23 protein-coding genes are annotated in these 20,520 nt (G+C 62.3%); all 23 read left to right on the forward strand.

What is annotated here, in order from left to right; all coding sequences use genetic code 11:
• The first annotated feature begins 258 nt into the window (after nucleotides 1-258).
• Nucleotides 259-999, forward strand: coding sequence for a 30S ribosomal protein S2 (gene rpsB / locus OCV80_RS06955; RefSeq protein ID WP_036630655.1), 741 nt, complete (start codon nucleotides 259-261; stop codon nucleotides 997-999).
• Nucleotides 1,000-1,050: 51 nt separating this feature from the next.
• Nucleotides 1,051-1,968 carry a translation elongation factor Ts gene (gene tsf, locus OCV80_RS06960; protein ID WP_021749870.1) on the forward strand — a complete coding sequence of 306 codons (918 nt, stop codon included), beginning with the start codon at nucleotides 1,051-1,053 and terminating at the stop codon, nucleotides 1,966-1,968.
• Between the two features lie 156 nt (nucleotides 1,969-2,124).
• Nucleotides 2,125-2,787 carry a site-2 protease family protein gene (locus OCV80_RS06965; protein WP_025544547.1) on the forward strand — a complete coding sequence of 221 codons (663 nt, stop codon included), beginning with the start codon at nucleotides 2,125-2,127 and terminating at the stop codon, nucleotides 2,785-2,787.
• 10 nt (nucleotides 2,788-2,797) lie between these two features.
• A complete protein-coding gene (locus tag OCV80_RS06970) occupies nucleotides 2,798-3,583 on the forward strand; it encodes a segregation and condensation protein A (protein WP_119311030.1) in 786 nt (261 codons plus the stop codon).
• Complete coding sequence (gene scpB, locus OCV80_RS06975; protein WP_021749874.1) at nucleotides 3,580-4,233, forward strand: SMC-Scp complex subunit ScpB; 654 nt, start codon at nucleotides 3,580-3,582, stop codon at nucleotides 4,231-4,233. Before OCV80_RS06970 ends, scpB begins: the two co-directional genes overlap by 4 nt.
• A 39-nt stretch (nucleotides 4,234-4,272) precedes the next feature.
• The gene (locus OCV80_RS06980) at nucleotides 4,273-4,953 is read left to right on the forward strand and encodes a DUF2953 domain-containing protein (protein ID WP_021749875.1); all 681 of its coding nucleotides are present in this window, start codon (nucleotides 4,273-4,275) and stop codon (nucleotides 4,951-4,953) included.
• An 18-nt stretch (nucleotides 4,954-4,971) separates the two neighbouring features.
• Nucleotides 4,972-5,370, forward strand: a complete 399-nt coding sequence (gene ytfJ, locus OCV80_RS06985; protein WP_174232996.1) for a GerW family sporulation protein — start codon at nucleotides 4,972-4,974, stop codon at nucleotides 5,368-5,370.
• Between the two features lie 42 nt (nucleotides 5,371-5,412).
• Nucleotides 5,413-6,513 carry a D-alanyl-D-alanine carboxypeptidase family protein gene (locus OCV80_RS06990; protein ID WP_249390744.1) on the forward strand — a complete coding sequence of 367 codons (1,101 nt, stop codon included), beginning with the start codon at nucleotides 5,413-5,415 and terminating at the stop codon, nucleotides 6,511-6,513.
• Nucleotides 6,514-6,525: 12 nt separating this feature from the next.
• Nucleotides 6,526-7,236: a pseudouridine synthase gene (locus OCV80_RS06995; protein ID WP_119311029.1), complete on the forward strand. Its 711-nt coding sequence runs from the start codon at nucleotides 6,526-6,528 to the stop codon at nucleotides 7,234-7,236.
• Nucleotides 7,237-7,432: 196 nt separating this feature from the next.
• On the forward strand, nucleotides 7,433-8,299 hold the full coding sequence (locus tag OCV80_RS07000; protein WP_021749879.1) for a MurR/RpiR family transcriptional regulator: 867 nt from the start codon (nucleotides 7,433-7,435) through the stop codon (nucleotides 8,297-8,299).
• Nucleotides 8,292-9,542: a BaiN/RdsA family NAD(P)/FAD-dependent oxidoreductase gene (locus OCV80_RS07005; RefSeq protein WP_267288314.1), complete on the forward strand. Its 1,251-nt coding sequence runs from the start codon at nucleotides 8,292-8,294 to the stop codon at nucleotides 9,540-9,542. Before OCV80_RS07000 ends, OCV80_RS07005 begins: the two co-directional genes overlap by 8 nt.
• A complete protein-coding gene (cmk, locus tag OCV80_RS07010) occupies nucleotides 9,539-10,219 on the forward strand; it encodes a (d)CMP kinase (RefSeq protein ID WP_025545046.1) in 681 nt (226 codons plus the stop codon). The genes OCV80_RS07005 and cmk overlap by 4 nt, the downstream gene beginning before the upstream one ends.
• Nucleotides 10,216-10,827 (forward strand): lysophospholipid acyltransferase family protein, encoded by a 612-nt coding sequence (locus OCV80_RS07015; RefSeq protein WP_021749882.1) that lies wholly within the window; start codon nucleotides 10,216-10,218, stop codon nucleotides 10,825-10,827. Before cmk ends, OCV80_RS07015 begins: the two co-directional genes overlap by 4 nt.
• Nucleotides 10,824-12,779, forward strand: a complete 1,956-nt coding sequence (locus OCV80_RS07020) for a bifunctional 4-hydroxy-3-methylbut-2-enyl diphosphate reductase/30S ribosomal protein S1 (RefSeq protein WP_119311027.1) — start codon at nucleotides 10,824-10,826, stop codon at nucleotides 12,777-12,779. Before OCV80_RS07015 ends, OCV80_RS07020 begins: the two co-directional genes overlap by 4 nt.
• A gap of 189 nt (nucleotides 12,780-12,968) precedes the next feature.
• The gene (locus OCV80_RS07025) at nucleotides 12,969-14,315 is read left to right on the forward strand and encodes a butyryl-CoA:acetate CoA-transferase (RefSeq protein ID WP_021749884.1); all 1,347 of its coding nucleotides are present in this window, start codon (nucleotides 12,969-12,971) and stop codon (nucleotides 14,313-14,315) included.
• A gap of 266 nt (nucleotides 14,316-14,581) precedes the next feature.
• The gene (locus OCV80_RS07030; protein WP_021749886.1) at nucleotides 14,582-15,079 is read left to right on the forward strand and encodes a CarD family transcriptional regulator; all 498 of its coding nucleotides are present in this window, start codon (nucleotides 14,582-14,584) and stop codon (nucleotides 15,077-15,079) included.
• Nucleotides 15,080-15,145: 66 nt separating this feature from the next.
• Nucleotides 15,146-15,874: a 2-C-methyl-D-erythritol 4-phosphate cytidylyltransferase gene (gene ispD / locus OCV80_RS07035; protein WP_256264794.1), complete on the forward strand. Its 729-nt coding sequence runs from the start codon at nucleotides 15,146-15,148 to the stop codon at nucleotides 15,872-15,874.
• Nucleotides 15,871-16,356 carry a 2-C-methyl-D-erythritol 2,4-cyclodiphosphate synthase gene (ispF, locus tag OCV80_RS07040; protein WP_051365693.1) on the forward strand — a complete coding sequence of 162 codons (486 nt, stop codon included), beginning with the start codon at nucleotides 15,871-15,873 and terminating at the stop codon, nucleotides 16,354-16,356. Before ispD ends, ispF begins: the two co-directional genes overlap by 4 nt.
• An 81-nt stretch (nucleotides 16,357-16,437) precedes the next feature.
• On the forward strand, nucleotides 16,438-16,689 hold the full coding sequence (locus tag OCV80_RS07045) for a DUF3343 domain-containing protein (RefSeq protein ID WP_021749889.1): 252 nt from the start codon (nucleotides 16,438-16,440) through the stop codon (nucleotides 16,687-16,689).
• The gene (locus OCV80_RS07050) at nucleotides 16,686-17,810 is read left to right on the forward strand and encodes an aminotransferase class V-fold PLP-dependent enzyme (protein ID WP_267288315.1); all 1,125 of its coding nucleotides are present in this window, start codon (nucleotides 16,686-16,688) and stop codon (nucleotides 17,808-17,810) included. Before OCV80_RS07045 ends, OCV80_RS07050 begins: the two co-directional genes overlap by 4 nt.
• Nucleotides 17,811-17,913: 103 nt before the next feature.
• Nucleotides 17,914-18,798 carry a diadenylate cyclase CdaA gene (gene cdaA / locus OCV80_RS07055; protein ID WP_021749891.1) on the forward strand — a complete coding sequence of 295 codons (885 nt, stop codon included), beginning with the start codon at nucleotides 17,914-17,916 and terminating at the stop codon, nucleotides 18,796-18,798.
• Nucleotides 18,788-20,110, forward strand: coding sequence for a CdaR family protein (locus tag OCV80_RS07060; RefSeq protein WP_119311024.1), 1,323 nt, complete (start codon nucleotides 18,788-18,790; stop codon nucleotides 20,108-20,110). The genes cdaA and OCV80_RS07060 overlap by 11 nt, the downstream gene beginning before the upstream one ends.
• Nucleotides 20,107-20,517 carry a SoxR reducing system RseC family protein gene (locus OCV80_RS07065; protein WP_021749893.1) on the forward strand — a complete coding sequence of 137 codons (411 nt, stop codon included), beginning with the start codon at nucleotides 20,107-20,109 and terminating at the stop codon, nucleotides 20,515-20,517. Before OCV80_RS07060 ends, OCV80_RS07065 begins: the two co-directional genes overlap by 4 nt.
• Nucleotides 20,518-20,520: the final 3 nt, after the last annotated feature.

Below are 20,520 nucleotides of genomic sequence, written 5' to 3' on the forward strand. Positions count from 1 at the left end.
TAGCAGACAGACAGGCGCGGCGCAACAACAAATGGGGGGCTGCTGGGGAACTCGGACAAATTCGGACAAAACCGGGAATTTTACACGGCTTTTGGGAAAAAATACTTGCATTGCACACTGGATTGTGATACTATATTTCAGCATTCCGCACGGTGCGTCGACTTTCTGTCTGTGCCCGGGGCCCAAAACGGCCGGGTTGGCAGGGGGGATGAAACCGCCGGAGGACCAACTAAATTGAAATTGGAGGAACACACAACTATGGCAAATTCTAGCGTCGTATCCATGAAGGCCCTGCTGGAGGCGGGCGTCCACTTCGGTCACCAGACCCGCCGTTGGAACCCCAAGATGGCTCCCTATATCTACACGGAGCGCAACGGCATCTATATCGTGGACCTGCAGAAGACCGTCCGCAAGCTGGAGGAGGCATACAGCTTCGTCCGTCAGCTGTCTGAGAGCGGCCAGTCCCTGCTGTTCGTGGGCACCAAGAAGCAGGCGCAGGAGGCCATCCGCGAGGAGGCCACCCGTTGCGGCCAGTTCTATGTGAATGCCCGGTGGCTGGGCGGCATGATGACCAACTTCAAGACCATGCGCACCCGTGTGGACCGGCTGAACCAGCTGAAGACCATGCAGGAGGACGGCACCTTCGACATGCTGCCCAAGAAGGAAGTCATGAAGCACCTGGGCGAGATCGCCAAGCTGGAGAAGTACCTGGGCGGCGTGAAGGAAATGAAGAAGCTGCCCGGCGCCCTGTTCATCGTGGACACCCGCAAGGAGCGCAACGCCATCGCCGAGGCCCACAAGCTGGGTATTCCCGTGGTGGCCATCGCCGATACCAACTGCGATCCCGATGAGATCGATTATGTGATCCCCGGCAACGACGACGCCATCCGCGCCATCAAGCTGATCTCCTCCATCATGGCCAACGCCGTGCTGGAGGGCAAGCAGGGTGAGCAGACCGCTGAGGCCGCCTCTGAAGAGGCTGCTGCCGACGCTGAGTAATCTGCGCCTGCATTTGCGCGTATATACCAAAACTGTTTGGAGGAATTCAAAATGGCTTTTACCGCAGCTGATGTAAAGAACCTGCGCGAGATGACCGGCGTGGGCATGATGGATTGCAAGAAGGCGCTGACCGCCTCCGACGGCGATATGGACAAGGCCGTGGAGTGGCTGCGCGAGAAGGGCATGGCCGCCTCCGCCAAGAAGGCCGGCCGCATTGCCGCCGAGGGTATGGCCTATGCCGCCGTCATCGACGGCGTGGGCGTGGTGGTCGAGGTCAACGCCGAGACCGACTTCGTGGGCAAGAACGAGAAGTTCGTGGACTTCGTCAAGGGCGTGGCCGCCACTGTGGCCAAGGAGGCTCCCGCCGACCTGGACGCGCTGATGGAGTGCAAGTACGTCGGCACCGACCTGACCGTCACCCAGCAGCAGCAGGAGATGGTGCTGGTGATCGGCGAGAACATCAAGGTCCGCCGCTTCGCCCGCTTCGCCGAGAACGTCTCCGTGCCCTATGTGCACGCCGGCGGCAAGATCGGTGTGCTGGTGAACCTGGAGTCCGACCTGCCCGCTGAGAAGGTGGAGGAGATCGGCAAGGACGTGGCCATGCAGATTGCCGCTCTGAACCCCCGCTTCTGGGACAAGTCTCAGGTGGGCCAGGACGTCCTGGACGAGGAGAAGAAGATCATGATGGTCCAGATGGAGAACGATCCCAAGATGGCCTCCAAGCCCGAGGCCGTGCGGGAGAAGATCGTCATGGGCAAGCTGAACAAGTTCTACTCCGAGAACTGCCTGCTGCAGCAGGAGTTCGTGAAGGACAACTCCATGAGCGTGGAGCAGTATATCGCCTCCGCCGCCAAGGCCGCAGGCGGAAAGGTGACCTTCAAGGACGCCATCCGCTTTGAGAAGGGCGAGGGCATCGAGAAGAAGCAGGAGAACTTCGCTGAGGAGATCGCCTCCATGGTGAAGGGCTGATTATTAAGCCAGCTGAATCAGGAGCGGGTGCGAAAGCACCCGCTCCGCTTGTTTCCGCCTGAAAGCCCTTTGAATTCCGGTGATTTTCCTTGTATTGCGGGGGGAAAACTGGTATAATACTCCTATCTTTTGGGTTATCATCACAGGGAGACGAATATGCTGCACTATTTACAGGGATTGCTTTCCGCGCTGGACCTGACTTCACTGCTGGACGCGGTGTTGCGGGTGGCCGCGATTTTTCTCTGCCTGACAGTCCACGAGACTTGCCACGGTCTGGCGGCCCTGGCTCTTGGGGACCCCACGGCCAAATCCATGCACCGCCTGAGTCTGAATCCTCTGCGGCACATCGACTGGATCGGCCTGCTGATGATGTTCGTGGCAGGATTCGGCTGGGCCAAGCCGGTGCCGGTGGACCCCCGGTACTTCCGAAAGCCCAAGCAGGGCATGGCATTGACCGCCCTGGCGGGACCCGTCTCCAACTTTGTGCTGGCGGTTTTGGCAATGCTTATCAGTAAGGTGATTTACCTTTACGCCCCTTATTCTGCGGCGATGGACGTGGTGTTCAGCTTCTGCCTGTACACGCTGGCGCCTCTGTCCATCGGTCTGGGGTTGTTCAATTTGATTCCCATCCCGCCGCTGGATGGGTCCAAGGTGCTGGCGGCGTTTCTGCCGGACCGGCAGTACATCACGCTGATGCGGTATGAGCGGTACGGCATTGTCGTGCTGTTGGTGTTGTCCTTTGTGGGCATCGGCAGCAGTTTGATCTCCCGGGGCATCCTGGGCATTTACAGTGCCCTGTTGTCCCTGATTTTTGGTTGAGGTGAACGGTTTGCAAAACCCCGTATTCAAGCTGGAAAAGGTGGTCCGCAGCAAATCCGAGGAAGAGATGCAGGACTTTGAGGGCCCTCTGGACCTGATTCTATATCTGCTGGGCAAGAACAAAATGGAGATCCAGGACATCTCCATCTCCCTGATCTGCGACCAGTACATGGCGTGGCTGGCCCGGCGGCAGGAGATGGATCTGGAGGTGGCCAGCGAGTTCGTCACCATGGCCTCCCAACTGGTGTACATCAAGACCCGGATGCTTCTCTCCATTGAAGATGAGGAGGCCCAGAGCGAGATGGATGCCCTGATCGCCTCTCTGGAGGAGCGGAAGCGCAACGAGAACTACGCCAAGGTGAAGTCCATGGCCGCCCGGCTGGAGCCCATGGGAGAATTCGGACGGAATATCCTCACCCGTCCGCCGGAGCCGGTGAAGCGGGGAAAGATCTACGAGTACGACCAGACACCGGCGGACCTGGTCTTGGCCATGGCCGAGATCCAGGGCCGGGCGGAGCGGTCCCTGCCGCCGCCCCGCTCCGCCTTCCAGAGCATCGTCCAGCACGAGCCCTATCCCGTGGAGAGCAAGGCCCGGGAGATTCTGAGCCGGCTAAGGACTCACGGCGTCACTCGGTTTCTGCTGCTGTTTCGGGGCAGCCGCAGCCGCAGCGAGGTGGTGGCCACCTTTCTGGCGGTGCTGGAGCTGTGCCGGGCCCACATCCTGCATCTGGCAGGGAGTGAGACGGACTGCACTGTCCGGCAGGAGCGGGAGTTGCCCCAGGATCTGAAACTGTGAGAGAGGACCGTTCCAAGATGGAGATGAAAGAGATCGAATCGGCAGTGGAGGGTATCCTGTTTGCCTCTGGGGAGCCGGTGCAGACCGACCGGATCTGCGTGGCCCTGGAGATGGACCGCCCCACGGTGGAGCAGGTGCTCCAGAAGCTGATGGACTACTATGCCTACGAGCGCCGGGGCATCCGGCTGCTGCGCATGGAGGATACCTGGCAGCTGTGTTCCGCGCCGGACTACGCGGATGTGATCCGAAAAGCCTTTGAGATCCGCAAGCCCGCCAAGCTCAGCCAGCCGGCGCTGGAGGTGCTGACCATCATCGCCTACTACCAGCCCACCACCCGGGCCTATGTGGATCAGATCCGGGGTGTGGACAGCGCCTATACCATCGGCCTGCTGCTGGACCGGAAGCTCATCGAGGAGTGCGGCCGCCTGCAGGTACCCGGAAGGCCCCGCCTGTACCGGACCACCAAACAGTTTCTCCGGGCCTTCCATCTGACCAGCCTGGATGACCTGCCGGAGCTGCCGGACCTTGGCGGCGAGGGACAGATGCGGATCGGCGAGGACGGACAGATCATGGACCCGGCGGACACGGCAGAGATCACCGGAGCCGACACGCCGGAGACGGCCGGCGCCATGGAGGAAGAGGCGCCTTGAGAATCCGCTCCGCCAGAGCGGTCAGGGGGGTGATGGACGTTGCTGGGACTTTGGATCACGTTGGCGGTGCTGCTGGCACTTGCGATTTTTCTGTGGCGGCTGCGGCTGGGACTGTATGTGGTCTTCGGCAGGGGGCAGGCCGCGGCGGATTTGACGATTGGTCCCTTCCGGGTCCGGCTGGTACCGTCCAAAGAGACAAAAAAAACGCCGCAGGAAACCAAAAAAACGGGAAAGCCTAAAAAGGAGCCGAAGGACCTGGCAGAGGCGGCAAAAAAAATCCCGAAGCCCAAACTGGAAGATCTTCAGGACGCCGCAAGGACGCTGTGGCCCGCCGCCAAAAAGGCTCTGCGCCGCACCCGGCGGGGTATCCGCGTAGACCCGCTGCGCCTGTCCGCCACCCTGGGCGGGGCGGAGGACCCGGCGGCAGCCGCAGAGTTGTACGGTGGACTCCACGCCCTGGTCTGGACCGGGATGCCGGCTCTGGAGAAGCTGGTGGTGATCCGGGATCCCGGGATTCATCTCGGAATTGATTTTGACGCGCAGGAGACCCGGGCGGAAGGAGAGCTTGGCATCTCCATCCGGCTGGGGACGCTGATCGCCGTGGGAACGCAGCTGGCGGTCCCGGCCATCGGCTGGCTCCGGCGGTTCATGAAGCGGCGGCGGATGCCGCCCGCATCCAAAGCAGCAGACAACAAGGCGGCAGAACACCCCGCCGCGTGACGAGAAAGGATGGCATCCATGGACGAGACAATGGACAAGAAGAGACCCCTCAGCGATTTGATGCGTTCCACGATGGACAAGATCCGGGAGATGGCGGACACCAACACCATCGTGGGGCAGCCCATCACCACGCCTGACGGCGTGACTCTGATCCCCATTTCCCGGGTCAGTATGGGCTTCGGCTGCGGCGGCGCCGACTACGGTAAGACCCAGCCCAAGGACTTCGGCGGCGGCAGCGGCGCAGGCGTGAAGATTGAGCCTGTGGCGTTCCTGGTGATCCGGGAGGGAACGACCCGGGTGCTGCCGGTGGCGATGCCGCCCATGACCACGCTGGACCGGGTGGTGGAGATGATGCCGGATCTGGTGGACAAAGTGGAAAAATATTTCGACAAGAAGGAAGAAAAAGAACCCGTCTGAACGGGGTATACTACCATCACCAAACAAATGAGGTGATGGCATTTGCAAACCCTGCTCCGGCGGCTTGCCGCTTTGGGGATCGCTCTGGCGGCCCTGTTCAGTCTTTTTCCTTGTCAGACGCACGCGGTCAGTACGTCTGCCTCCTCCGCTATTTTGATGGACGTGGACAGCGGCCGGGTGTTGTATGAGCAGAACGCCGACGCGAAAATGCTGATCGCCAGCACTACCAAGATTCTGACGGCCCTGGTGGCTATCCGGGAGGGAGACCTGAACGATGTGGTCACAGTCTCCCGGGAGGCGGCGTATACAGAGGGCTCCTCCATGTATCTGAAGGTGGGGGAGAAGCTGACGCTGGAGACACTGCTGTATGGACTGTTGCTCTGCTCCGGCAACGATGCGGCCGTGGCCATTGCCGAGCACATCAGCGGCAGCCAGGAGGACTTTGCAAAGCTCATGAATGCAACGGCCCGGGAGATCGGCATGGAGCACTCCTCCTTCGCCAACCCTAACGGGCTGGACCATGAGGACCATTACTCCACGGCCCGGGACATGGCGCGTCTTGCCTGCGCGGCGGTGGAAAATGAGACTCTGGTACGGATGGCCTCCACCCGCAGCGTCACCATTGGCGGGCGGACCATGACCAACCACAACAAGCTGTTGAACCAGATAGAGGGGTGTATCGGCCTGAAGACCGGCTATACCATGGCGGCAGGCCGGACGCTGGTGAGCTGTGTGGAGCGAAACGGCCAGCGGCTGGTGGCGGTGACTCTCCAGGACGGCAACGACTGGGCGGACCACGCGGCCCTGTATGACTACGGTTTTTCCACCTATCCCGCCAAGCTGGGGGCCTCTCTGGGCCAGACAATCCAGCGGGTCCAGGTGGAAAACGGCATGAGCGCCACGGTGCCCCTGGTGGCGGCGGACAGCTTCGCCTGGCCGCTGGCGGAGGGGGAGTCCCTGGAGCTGGACGTGGAGCTGGCCGGATCTCTGCGGGCCCCCATCCGGGCCGGCCGGCGGGCCGGGGAGGCGGTTTTCTCGGTCAATGGAAAAGAGGTGGGCCGGGTGGCGCTGCTGTATGGCGCCGACGTGGCGCCCCGGATGGAGAGCGCCCTGAGCATTCTGAAGCAGGGGTTGCCGGGATAGAGAGAGGACAACATGGAAGAACGACTGCAGAAGCTGCTGTCCGCCGCGGGGGTTTGCTCCCGGCGGACGGCAGAGACATATTTGATCGCCGGAAGGGTGACGGTGAACGGCCAGACCGCCCATCTGGGCCAGCGTGCAGACCCGGATCGGGACGAGATCCTGGTGGACGGCCGTCCCCTGGCGCCCCGGGCGGAGGCCGTGTACATCCTGCTGAACAAGCCGCGGGGCTATGTCTCTACCCTCTCGGACGAGCGGGGGCGGCGGACAGTGGCGGAGCTGGTAGCGGACTGCGGGAGCCGGGTTTATCCCGTGGGACGGCTGGACCTGGATTCCGAGGGCCTGCTGCTGCTGACCAACGACGGTGCCTGGGCCCAGCACCTGCTGCATCCAAAGCACGAGGTGGAAAAGACGTATCACGTCTCCGTATTCGGACCGGTGGCCGGCGCGGCGGCCCGGCTGGCAGCCGTTACCGACCTGGAGGGGGAGCCCATCCGCCCCGCCCGGGTGGAGGTGCTGCGGGAAACTCCCGGAACCGCGGTGCTGGCAGTGACCATTCATGAGGGGAAGAACCGGCAGGTCCGCCGGATGTGTGCCCAGTGCGGCCTGACGGTGAAGCGGCTGCGCCGGGTCCGGGAGGGAGCTCTGGAGCTGGGCGATCTGCCGCCGGGAAAGTGGCGGTATTTGACACAGGACGAGGCTGGGGCGCTGGGAGTCACCCCCTGACTGAAAAGCGGAAGGCGCCGCCCTGAATGGGGCGGCGTCTTTTCCATTCCGGCGGCGAGACGGAAAAATCCCGCAAAGCGGTTTGAATTTTGAAAAAACTGTGCTACAATAGACCGCGGAACGTCCGGCGGGCCAGCGGAGCTGCCGGGCAAGATCAAGAACGGCCCCCTGCAGGCGGCCGACGGAGGAAACAGCAGTGGCTAAGAGCATCCTACATACCATCGAGCGCAATATGCCCACCTTTTCCAAGGGACAGAAGCGGATTGCCGACTACATCCTGCAGAATTACGACAAGGCCGCCTTCATGACTGCCAGCAAGCTGGGGAAGCTCTCCGGCGTCAGCGAGTCCACAGTGGTACGCTTCGCATCGGAGCTGGGGTACGACGGCTATCCCAGTATGCAGCGGGCACTGCAGGAGATGATCCGCAGCCGCCTCACTTCCACCCAGCGCATCCAGGCGGCGGACAATCTGTTCGGCGGACAGGATGTGCTGTCCGCCGTGATCCAGTCCGATATGGACAAGCTGCGGATGGTGGCGGAAGAGGCGGACAGGACTGAGTTCAACAAGGTGGTGGACCTGATCCTGGGCGCCGGGCACCTGTACATCCTGGGGGTGCGGACCTCCTCCTTTGTGGCGGGGTATCTGAACTTCTACCTGCACCTGCTGTCCGAGAACGTGACGCTGGTGCAGTCCAACGCCGCAGGGGAGATCTTCGAGCAGCTGCTGCGGATCGGCCCCGGGGATGTGATGATCGCCATCAGCTTCCCTCGGTACTCCAAGGTCACTATGAACACAGTGAAGTTTGCCCAGGACCGGGGGGCTACCATCGTGGCCATTACAGACAATGAGCTGTCCCCCGTCTACCAGATGGCGGAGGCTGCTCTGCTGGCTCCCAGTGAGATGATCTCCTTTGTGGACTCCATGGTGGCGCCTCTGTCCCTCATCAACGCGCTGCTGATCGCCGTGGGCTCCCGGATGCGGTCGGACGTGTCCCGCACCTTTGCGGAGCTGGAGGACATCTGGAACGCCTACGGCGTGTTCGGGAAGATGGACGATGAGTAAGGGGCTGGTAGTGATCGGCGGGGGAGCCGCCGGGATGATGGCCGCTGTCTCCGCGGCGGAGCGGGGCGCACGGGTGACGCTGCTGGAGCCCAATGAGCGGCTGGGAAAGAAGCTGAACATCACCGGCAAGGGCCGGTGCAACGTCACCAACAACGCCGATGTACAGACCTTGCTGGCCAACGTGCCCCGGAACGGCAAGTTTTTGTACAGCGCCTTTTCCCGGTTCGACGGCCGGGACACCATGGCGTTCTTTGCGTCCATCGGCGTGCCGCTGAAGACCGAGCGGGGGAATCGGGTGTTTCCCGTCAGTGACCGGGCCTTTGACGTCAGCGCCGCTTTGGAGCGGCGGCTGAAGGCGCTGAAGGTCTCTCTGGCCCGGGACCGGGCGACGGAGCTGGAGATCACCTCCGGCGCCGTCACAGGTGTCCGGGGAGAGCGGGGGACATACCCTGCCGGGGCGGTAGTCCTTGCCACCGGCGGCGTCAGTTACCCCGCCACCGGCTCCACAGGAGAGGGGCACCGAATGGCCCGGGAAGCGGGGCATACGGTGACGGACCTTCAGGGCTCTTTGGTGCCGCTGCGGGATTACGGCCTGGGCCGGGAGCTCCAGGGCCTGAGCCTGCGGAATGTGGGGCTGGCGGTGTTTGAGGACCGGAAGAAGATCTACACGGACTTCGGGGAGATGCTGTTCACCCACTTCGGTGTCAGCGGGCCCCTGGTGCTGTCGGCCTCCGCCCACATGCGGCACTTCGGCAAAAAGACCTACCGGCTGGAGATTGACTTGAAGCCCGCCCTGGATGAGCAGGCCCTGGACAAGCGGCTGCTGCGGGACTTTGAGAAGTACGCCAACCACGACTTCTGCAACGCGCTGGACGATCTGCTGCCCCAGAAGCTGATTCCGGTGGCAGTGGAGCGGTCGGGCATCCCGCCCCATCAAAAGGTCCATGACCTGACGCGAGAGCAGAGGCGGGAACTGGTCCAGGGCCTCAAGCATTTTTCTGTGGAGATTGCCGGACCCTGCCCGGTAACGGACGCCATCGTCACTTCCGGCGGCATAAAGATCAGTGAAATTGACCCAAAGACAATGGAATCAAAACTTGTAAAGGGATTATACTTTTCGGGAGAAATCATGGATGTGGACGCCTATACCGGCGGATTCAACCTGCAGATCGCCTGGGCCACAGGCCGGGCGGCGGGACAGGCTGCGGCGGAGGCGCTGAGACAAGGGGAAGAGAACGCATGAGTGAGAACATTCGCGTGGCCATCGACGGGCCCTCCGGCGCGGGGAAGAGCACCCTGGCCAGGAGCGTGGCCGCCAGACTGAACTTTTTATACGTGGACACAGGTGCCATCTACCGCACCATCGGCTATGCCGTGTGGCGGAAGGGGATCGATCCCCGGGACCGCTCCGCCGTGGTGGCGGTGCTGCCGGACCTGGAGATTTGCCTGACCTATGGGACGGACGGCCTGCAGCACATGGAGCTGAATGGAATGGATGTGACGGCGGAGATCCGCCTGCCGGAGGTGTCCCGCTACGCCTCTCTGGTATCCGCCTATCCGGAGGTTCGGGCGTACCTGCTGGAGATGCAGCGCCAGCTGGCCCGGGAGAACAGCGTGGTGATGGACGGCCGGGATATCGGCACGGTGGTGCTGCCGGATGCGGAGGTGAAGGTGTTTCTCACCGCTTCCGCGGAGGAGCGGGCCCGCCGCCGGATGCTGGAGCTGGAGGAGCGGGGGACGCCGGAGCCTTATGCGGCTATCCTCCGTGCCATTCAGGAACGGGACTGGAACGATACCCACCGTGACGCCGCACCCCTGCGTCAGGCGGAGGACGCGGTGCTGCTGGACACCACGGCTCTGGATTTTGTCCAGAGCGAAGACGCGCTGCTGCACATTATCCGGGAGAGGACGGGACTATGAGCGAAAAGAGGCCGTTGAATGGATTTTTCGTATGCATCTACTATCTGGTAAACTTGGTGGCGGGGATTCTTCACCCGGTCACCATCATCGGGCGGGAGAACCTGCCGGAGCACGGCGCCCTGCTGTGTCCCAACCACAACAGCAACTGGGACCCGGTGCTGGTGGCGCTGAAGGTTCCGGTGAACTACCGGCTCCACATCATGGCCAAGAAGGAGCTGTTCTGCAACAAGGTCTTTGACTGGGTACTGCGGAAGCTGGGCGCCTTCCCTGTTGACCGGGGCGAGGGGGACATCGAGGCGGTGAAAACCGCCCTGAAGGCTATCAAGAGCGGGGACAACCTGCTGATATTCCCGGAGGGAACCCGGGTGGAACACGAGGGGGCTCTGCCCGCCAAGGGTGGTGTGGCCGTCATCGGCATCCGTTCCGGGGCGCAGTTCGTGCCGGTGTACGTGGAGGGGAACAAACGCCTCTTTCGCCGGACCCGCATCATCTTCGGCCAGGCATACCGGCCGGAGGCCACCAGCCGTCGGCCTTCACCGGAGGAGGTCCAGGCCATCGCCGACGAGGTGCTCCGCCGCTCCTACGCCCTGGGGAAGGAGGCGCGATGAAGGTCCTTTTGGCCAAGAGCGCCGGATTCTGCTACGGCGTGAAGCGGGCGGTGGAGTTGGCGGCAAAGACCGGGGAGGAGACCGGCGGATGCTGGATGCTGGGAGACCTGATCCACAACTCCCACGTGGTGGAGGATCTGGCCCGCCGGGGTGTCCGGAAGACCGAGGACCCGGCTGGCCTGGCGGCGGGGGACACGGTGGTGATCCGATCCCATGGAGAATTGAAATCCGTGCTGGACGATCTGGAGGCCCGGGGCGTCCGGTGCGTCAATGCCACCTGTCCCAATGTGATCCGCATCCAGCGCCTAGTGGCCCAGGCGGAGGCGGAGGGCCGCCGTCCGGTGATCATCGGCGAACCCCTGCACCCGGAGGTGATGGGGGTGGCCAGCTGGTGCCGCCAGCCCCTGGTGTTCGACGGGCCGGAGGCCGTGGAGGCCTGGCTGGACGGGGATGAGAAAAGTCGGGAAATCCCTGTTACCGTAGTAGCGCAGACCACCTGCATCCGAAAACTTTTTGAAACTTCTTGGAAAATCATAAAAAAACAGTGTACAAACGTAAAAATCTTTGATACAATATGTAATGCTACGCATGAACGTCAGTCTGAGGCGGCAGAAATCGCCGGCAAAGCAGACGTGATGGTCGTGGTGGGAGACCGTAAAAGCGCCAACACCAAACATCTGACGGAAATTTGCCTGAGGAGATGCCCCCGCGTGGTCCAGATTGAACGCGCGGACGAGCTCTCGCCGGATTTTTTCAATGGTTGTACTGTTGCGGGCCTTACGGCTGGTGCCTCCACGCCTGCGGGCATCATTAAGGAGGTATATGCAACGATGAGCGAAGAAATCAAGGCGGCCGAGGGCAAAGAGGAGTCCTTCGAGGAATTACTGAATCAGTCTTTTAAAACTTTAAATAACGGTGACCGGGTCACCGGCATCGTTACCGCCATCACCCCCACCGAAGTGCAGGTGGACGTGGGCGCCAAGCAGGCGGCCTACATCAAGCTCAGTGAGCTGAGCGATGACCCCAATGTCAAGGCGGAGGACATCATCCACGTGGGCGACCAGATCGAGACCTATGTGGTCCGCGTCAACGACGTGGAGGGCTACGCAGAGCTGTCCAAGAAGCGTCTGGACGCTGCCAAGGTCTGGGAGAACATCGAGCAGGCCGTGGAGGAGAAGACCGTTCTGGAGGGCACTGTCACCGAGGAGAACAAGGGCGGCATCGTGGTGTCCGTCAAGGGTGTGCGGGTATTCGTCCCCGCCTCTCAGAGCGGTCAGCCCCGCGGCGCCGATCTGTCTGCCATGGTGAAGCAGAAGGTCCAGCTGCGGATCACCGAGGTCAACCGCGCCCGCCGGCGCGTGGTGGGCTCCATCCGCTCCGTCACTGAGGAGGCCCGGAAGGCCGCCCAGGCGGAGGTGTGGGCCAACATCGAAGTGGGCAAGCACTACACCGGCACCGTCAAGTCCATGACCAGCTACGGCGTGTTCGTGGACATCGGCGGCGTGGACGGCATGGTACATATCTCCGAGCTCAGCTGGAGCCGGATCAAGACCCCCGCCGAGGTCTGCAAGGTGGGCGATACCATGGACGTGTACGTCATCTCCTTCGATCCCGAGAAGAAGAAGATCTCCCTGGGCGTGAAGGATCACAGCATCGATCCCTGGCAGGTGTTCATGGACAAGTACCAGGTGGGCGACGTGGCCTCTGTCCGCATCGTCAAGCTGATGACCTTCGGCGCCTTTGCCGAGGTCGTGCCCGGCGTGGACGGCCTGATCCATATCTCCCAGATTGCTGACCGGCGCATCGACAAGCCTGAGGATGTCCTCTCCGAGGGCCAGATTGTGGACGCCAAGATCACGGCCATCGACGAGGAGAAGCAGAAGATCTCCCTGTCCATCCGCGCCCTGCTGACTCCCGCGGCTGAGGAGGAAGAAGCTCCTGTGGAGGAGTAATCCGCACGGATTTCCAGACCTAAAAAAGACAGGCTCCGGTGAGGGGCCTGCCTTTTTTTGAAAATTTTGTGATTTTTTTCACGGTATGGATTGCTTTTCAAGGGCTGGTATGTTATACTCTTGACAATCAATGTAAGACAACACCGATGACATCATACAACAAACGGGAATTACAGGAGGAAGATCAACATGAGCTACCAGGAAGTGTACAAACAGAAGCTGACAACGGCCGACGAGGCGGTCAAGGCCGTCAAGTCCGGCGACTGGGTGGATTACGGCTGGAGCGTCTGCTCGGCGGATGCCTTGGATAAGGCGCTGGCCCGGCGGATGGGCGAGCTGACCGACGTGAAGATCCGGGGCGGTATCCTGACCCACAAGCCCGCCATTTTCGATGTGCCCAATGCGGCGGAGCATTTCTGCTGGAACTCCTGGCACATGGGCGGCATCGAGCGCAAGGCCGTGAGCGAGGGCTTCTCCTATTACATCCCCCTGCGGTATTCTGAGCTGCCGGGGTATTACCGCAACTGCATCAAGAGCCTGGACGTGGCCATGTTCCAGGTGGCCCCCATGGACGAGCACGGCTGGTTCAATTTCGGTCCCGGCGGCTCCCACCTGAAGGCTGTGTGCGAGTGCGCCAAGACCGTCATCGTGGAGGTCAACAAGAACATGCCCGTGTGCTTGGGCGGGTTTGAGAACTGCATCCACATCGACGACGTGGACATGATCGTGGAGGGAGAGAACCCTGCTTTGGATGAACTGGGCGGCGGCGGAGCCGCCAGTGAGGTGGACATGGCGGTGGCCAAACTGGTGGTGCCGGAGATCTGTGACGGTGCCTGCCTGCAGTTGGGCATCGGCTCTATGCCCAACGCCATCGGCAAGATGATCGCCGAGAGCGACTTGAAGGATTTGGGCGTGCACACCGAGATGTACGTGGACGCCTTCGTGGACATGTCCATAGCCGGTCGCATCACGGGCCTGCGCAAGCCCTTTGACCGGGGCCGGCAGACCTATGCCTTCGCGGCGGGCACACAGAAGCTGTATGACTTCATCGACAACAACCCTGAGTGCATGGCTGCTCCCGTCAGCTATGTGAACGACATTGCCCGGGTGTCTCAGATCGACAACTTCATCTCCATCAACGGCGCCGTGGATATCGACCTGTACGGCCAGGTGTCCTCTGAGTCCTCTGGAATTCACCATATCTCCGGTGCCGGCGGCCAGCAGGACTTCGTCATGGGCGCGTACCTGTCCAAGGGTGGCAAGAGCTTCATCTGCTGCTCCTCCTCCTACATGGACAAAAAAAGCGGCCAGCTGAAGTCCCGTATCCGGCCCACGCTGCTGGAGGGGTCCGTGGTCACCGCCACCCGCACCAACCTCCACTATGTAGTGACGGAGTACGGCAAGTTCAACGCCAAGGGCAAGTCCACTTGGGAGCGGGCCGAGGGCCTGATTGCCATCGCCCATCCTCAGTTCCGCGAGGAGCTGATCGCCGAGGCGGAGAAGATGCACATCTGGCGCCGTTCCAACAAGAGATAACAAAATCCTCCGGAGCCGGGCGGCATATCTGCCGTCCGGCTCTTTTGTACAGGGGGGACCTGTGTCTGGAGGAGCTGATGCCCTTGCCGCGGGTGGATGATTCTCTGCGGAAAGTGTAAGGCACTGGAAAAGATAGTAAAAAAATTTCAAAATAAGCTTGTAAAGCTGCTGAAAAGCCGGTATAATGAAATTTATGAAAACAGAAAAGTGGAAATAGAGAGAGCGGGTTCCAGTCACCGCCCGGCGGAAATGGGAAGGAGTTTACCATGTTCAGCGTTGGGGATCTGGTCGTTCATCCAATGCATGGGGCCGGCGTGATCGACGCCATCGTTCAGGAAAAGGTCGCGGGGAGTACACAGGACTACTATGTGTTCAAAATGCCGGTGGGTGGACTGCTGTTGAAGATCCCCACCGCCAACAGCCAGACGATTGGAGTCCGCTCGGTCATCCAGCGGCCGGAGGCGGAAGCCCTGATTGCCGCTATCCCGTCTTTGGCGGTGGAGGAGAGCAGCAACTGGAACAAGCGGTACCGGGAAAATCTGCTGCGGATGAAGAGCGGGGATCTGTACGAGGTGGCACGTGTGATTAAGGGGCTGATGTTCCGGGAACGGAAGCGGGGCCTCTCCAATGGGGAGCGGAAGATGCTTCATACGGCCCGCCAGATCCTGCTGTCGGAGCTGGTGCTGGCAGAGGACAGCGGCTATGAAGAGGTGGAGCGGCGTGTGGAGCAGGCCATGCTCCAGACACCGGAGATCCAGAGATAACGTGTTCGCGGACCATGTCCGCGAACATTCTGCTGTTTCAGGAGAAATTTCCAGGGAGGTCGGATCATGGCATTTTTCAAAAAATTCCGGGATGCCCAGCGCCCTTGCTGCGCCGCGCTGGTGGCGGCGGCAGGCAGTTCTTCCCGCATGGGCGGGGTGAACAAGCTGCTGCAGCCCCTGGACGGCATTCCTGTACTGGCCCGGACACTGACGGCCCTGCAGATGGCCCGGCGGATCGACGAGATCGTGGTAGCCGCCCGGGAGGAGGACTTTCTGGAGATCTCCCAGCTGTGCAGGACCTACGGCATCACCAAATGCACCAAGGTGATCCGGGGTGGGGAGAGCCGGGCCCACTCGGTGCTTCTGGCAGCACTGGAGGCCGGGGAGGGCATGGAGCTGCTGGCGGTGCAGGACGGCGCCCGCCCCTTGGTGACGCCGGAGCTCATCGACGATGTGGCGGAGCAGGCCGCCCGCTGCGGGGCGGCGGCCCCGGCGGTGGCGGTGAAGGACACCATCAAAGCCGTCCGGGACGACGGCACGGTGGCGGAGACGCTGGACCGGGCGGCCCTGCGGGCTGTGCAGACACCCCAGATCTTCGAGAGCGCGCTGCTGAAAGCCGCGCTTCAGGCGGCTGTTGAGGGGGGCATCCCCATAACGGATGACTGCTCCGCCGTGGAGCGGCTGGGCAAGCGGGTCTATCTGGTGGAGGGGGACGAGGAAAACCTGAAGATCACCACTCCGGTAGACCTGATTTTGGCGGAGGCTATTCTGCAGGCCAGGGAGGATCGGATATGACGAATCTGCGGATCGGACATGGATATGACGTCCACCGGCTGACGGAGAGGCGGCGGCTGGTGCTGGGGGGCGTGGAGATCCCCTGGGACCGTGGGCTGCTGGGCCACTCCGACGCGGACGTGCTGACCCACGCGGTAATGGACGCCCTCTGCGGCGCCGCCAAGCTGGGGGACATCGGCAAGCTGTTCCCGGACAGCGATCCCCGCTACGCCGGTATTTCCAGCCTGGAGCTGCTGCGGCAGGTGGCAGCGCTGCTGCAGGAGAGAGGATGGGCCGTGGTGAACATCGACGCCACCCTCATCGCCCAGGCCCCCAAGGTGGGCCCCTACCGCCCGGAGATGGAGGCGAACCTCTCCGCAGCTCTTGGGACGGATGCGGACCGGGTGAATGTGAAGGCCACCACAGAGGAGCATCTGGGCTTTACCGGGGACGGCTCCGGCATGGCGGCCCATGCGGTGGCGCTGCTGGAACGGCTCCCTTGAAAAAAAGGACGTGCCTCGGGCGCGTCCTTTTCGCACGTCCGCGCCTCCCGACCATAGAATGGGTAGAGAGGAGGAGTGTCTGTGGAGCACTATTTGATTATCGCCCGCTCGGTGACCTATGCCCAGCGGATGCAGCGGGCGCTGGCCCGGTCGGGGATCCGAAGCCGGATCTTCCGGGCCCCCCGGGACCTGACGGACCGGGGCTGCGCCTACGCCGTGCAGATCGCGGACTCCGACCTGACGGCTGCCCTGACGGCCCTTCACAGGGAATCTTTGGACCCTGTTCAGATATTCTTGACCCAGCGGGGGACGTTCCGGGAGGTGAGACCGTGATCTATTTTGACAGCGCGGCCACCACCTTCCAGAAGCCCCGGACTGTGGCGGACGCCATGCGGGACGCCATGGCCACCATGAGCTCTCCCGGCCGCGGCGGATACCCCGCCGCCATGCGTGCGGCGGAGGCTGCCTTCGACTGCCGGACAGAGCTGGCGGAGCTGTACCATCTGGAGAACCCGGAGCAGGTGGCCTTCACCATGAACGCCACCCACGGCCTGAACATTGCCATCAAGAGCCTGGTGCCTCCCGGCGGGAAAGCCGTGATCTCCGGATATGAGCACAACGCTGTCACCCGGCCCCTGGCGGCCCTGGGAGCCCAGGTGTCCGTGGCGGCGGCGCCCCTGTTTCAGCCTGCAGCGGTGACGGCGGCCTTTGACCGCCTGATCGTGCCCGGCACGGACGCGGTGATCTGCAACCACGTGTCCAACGTATTCGGTTTCGTCCAGCCGGTGGAGGCTATCGCCGCTATCTGCCGGGAGCGGGAGGTACCCTTCATCATCGACGCGTCCCAGTCCGCCGGGATGCTGACCCTGGACATGACGGCCCTGGGGGCGGCCTTCATCGCCATGCCGGGCCACAAGGGCCTGTACGGCCCCCAGGGGACCGGCGTGCTGCTGTGCGGGAAGGACGTCCCCGTCCGCACACTGCTGGAGGGCGGCACCGGCAGCATCTCTATCCAGCAGGAGATGCCGGACTTCCTGCCGGATCGGCTGGAGGCGGGCACCCACAATATGCCCGGCATCGCAGGGCTGCTGGCGGGGGTCCGATTCGTCCGCCAGCTGGGGCCGGAGGCCATCTGCGCCGGAGAGCGGCAGCTGACCTTCCAGGCGGCGGAGGGCCTGAGGCGGCTCCCTGGACTGCAGGTGTTTGCCCTGCCAGACCTGGCGGCCCAGGCGGGGGTGCTTTCCATTGTCCCGGAGCGCATGGACGCAGAGGCATTGGGCGCGGCCCTGGCAGACCGGGGCATCGCCGTGCGGGCGGGCCTTCACTGCGCGCCCCTGGCCCACCGCACCGCCGGGACGCTGGACACCGGCACCGTCCGGCTGAGTTTTTCCCACTGGAACACGCGGGAGGAAGTATCCCGTTTCCTAGTGGCTATGGGGGAGATCCTGAGGTGACTTTCTGAACAGACCGTGAATTTTAGCTTGGTTTGCCTTGCATTCTACAGGCAGATTTTATATAATCTAGATATTCATGGCCTGAAAGGGATGATGACGTCCAATGGAATTTGTCACGCTCTCCACACTGCCCGGGATCATCGGCCGGTATCTGATGATGCTGAAGGTCACGGACATTTTGGATATAGCGATTATGGTGTTTGTGTTTTACAAGGCTCTGACGCTGATTCAGAGCACCCGGGCCGCCAGCCTGCTCAAGGGCGTGCTGGTGTTTCTGGCGGCGCTGATGCTGTCCATGGTCCTGAATATGAACAGCATCAACTTTATCATGAACCAGCTGGTGAGGTGGGGCGTGGTGGCGCTGATCGTCCTCTTCCAGCCCGAGATCCGACGCATCCTGGAGGAGGTGGGCAGCCGCCGCTTCATCGCCTTCTTCTCCCGGGCGGAGGCCGGCACCGCCGTGGAACAGGCCATCGACCAGACGGTGCTGGCCTGCACCGAGATGTCCCAGTCCCGCACCGGCGCCCTGATCGTGTTCGAGCGGGAAAACCTGCTGGACGACATGGTCCGCAGCGGCACGGTGCTGGATGCGGCGGTCTCCAGCGAATTACTGAAAAACATCTTCTTTGTAAAGGCCCCCATGCATGACGGCGCCGTCATCGTCCGGAACGGGCGGGTGCTTGGCGCCGGATGCATGCTGCCTCTCAGCAAGAACGTGAACCTCTCCCGGGAGCTGGGGATGCGCCACCGGGCCGGTATCGGCATGAGCGAGAACGCCGACGCCGTGGTGGTCATCGTCTCCGAGGAGACCGGGTCCATCTCCGTGGCCATCGGGGGAATGCTCAAGCGGCACCTCAAGCCGGAGACGCTGGCCAATATCCTGCGGAACGAGTTGCTTCCGCAGGAGGCCGGGGAGGACAAGCCCAAGTTCAGCCTGATGAATCTGCTGCGGGCCGGAAGCACGGGAGGCGACAACCATGAAAAGTAATCCCAAGCAGAAGGCGGTGTATCTCGCCCTGTGCATCCTGGCGGCCATCGTGGTGTGGATCTTCGTGGACAACTTCGGAAACAACGGCGGTGCGGTGATGCATACCAAGTGGTTCCGGGATGTGCCCATCACCTACACTGGGGAGACGGTCCTTACAGAGCGGGGCTTCATGCTGCTGGACGAGGATACCGTCAGCACCGTGGATTTGGAGATGGAAGGGACCGCGTTTGACCTGGCTCTGCTGGACAAAGACTATATCCGGGTGACAGTGGATCTCTCCAATGTGAGCCGGACAGGGGTGCAGACGGTGACCTCGGTGATTTACGGCTATACGGAAGAGTATTTCCGGCAGAATATTACGGTGAGCGACCGGACGCCCTCCGTCATCACCATCAACGTGGCGGAGCTGTACCACAAGACGGTGGATGTCCGGTGCGAGATCTCCGGCAATGTGGCAGAGGGTTACTCCGCCGGAGAGCTGCAGGTCAGCCCCACGGAGATCGAGGTCCGGGGCGATCAGGAGGATGTGGATGCCGTCAGCTATGCCAAGGTGACCCTGGATCTGGGAGAGGACGCCACCTCCACGGTCACGGGAGAGCTGCCCATCCAGTTCTATGACGCAAACGACCAGCTGCTGGAGAACACGAGCCTCCAGACCACAGAGGAGACCATTCAGGTGACGCTGCCGGTATATGTCACCCGGGAGCTGCAGCTGACCATGAACTTCGTGGAGTCCGCCGGCGCCCGCATGTACAACGTGGACTGGGGGATCGAGCCGTCCACCATCTTGGTGTCCGGCCCGGCAGATGTGCTGAACAGCATGGACAGCATCGTTCTGGACGATTTCAATCTGGCGGAGCTGGGCAGCACCACCAATTACAGCTATGCCATTCCCATCCCGGAGGGATGCGAGAATCTCAGCGGCGTCACACGCGCCACGCTGCGCATCTCCTTCAAGGATATGCAGCGCACCACGGTGACGGCCACCAACTTCATTCTGGAGAACGCGCCGGAGGACCGGACCGTAGACCTGCTGACAGAGCAGCTGGCCGTGTCCATCTTCGGCACCAGCGGGGATGTGGGGGCCATTACCTCGGACAACATTCTGGTGACGGTGGACCTGGCGGACTTCGGCTCCGCCGTGGGCACCTACACTGTCCCCGCGGAGGTGACGGTGGTGGGGCACGACGTGGGCGTCTCCGGCGGGACGTATCAGGTGCGTGTCACCATTTCTGAACAGACATCCGATCAGCCGGCGGAGCCTGATACGCCCGCCGGGGAGACCCCAGATACAGGAGACGAGACAACATGACGCAGATCGCAACAGTTGAACGAATTTTAGATGCGGACCACGCGGAGATTTCCGTACCCCGGAAATCCGCCTGCGGACACGACTGCGAGGAGTGCGCCGGCTGCGGCGTCACCGGCGCGGCGGTCCACGCCCGGGCCAGCAACCCCATCGGCGCCCGGCCCGGACAGAAGGTGGTTGTGGAGAGCAGCACCAAGAATATGCTGCGGATCGTGGTACTGGTGTACCTGATCCCGGTGGTGCTGTTCCTGGCGGGGTATGTCATCATGTCCCTGTTGACGGACAGCGTAGCGGCGCAGTACGCGGTGGCTGCGGCCGGATTCGCGGCGGGCATCGTCTTTGCCATCTTCTATGACCGCAGGCTGCGGGCCAGGGGCGGCCTGACCTTCAACATCGTCCGGGTGTTCTGAGGC

Source organism: Oscillibacter acetigenes (assembly GCF_025567605.1).
GTDB lineage: Bacteria > Bacillota > Clostridia > Oscillospirales > Oscillospiraceae > Oscillibacter > Oscillibacter welbionis.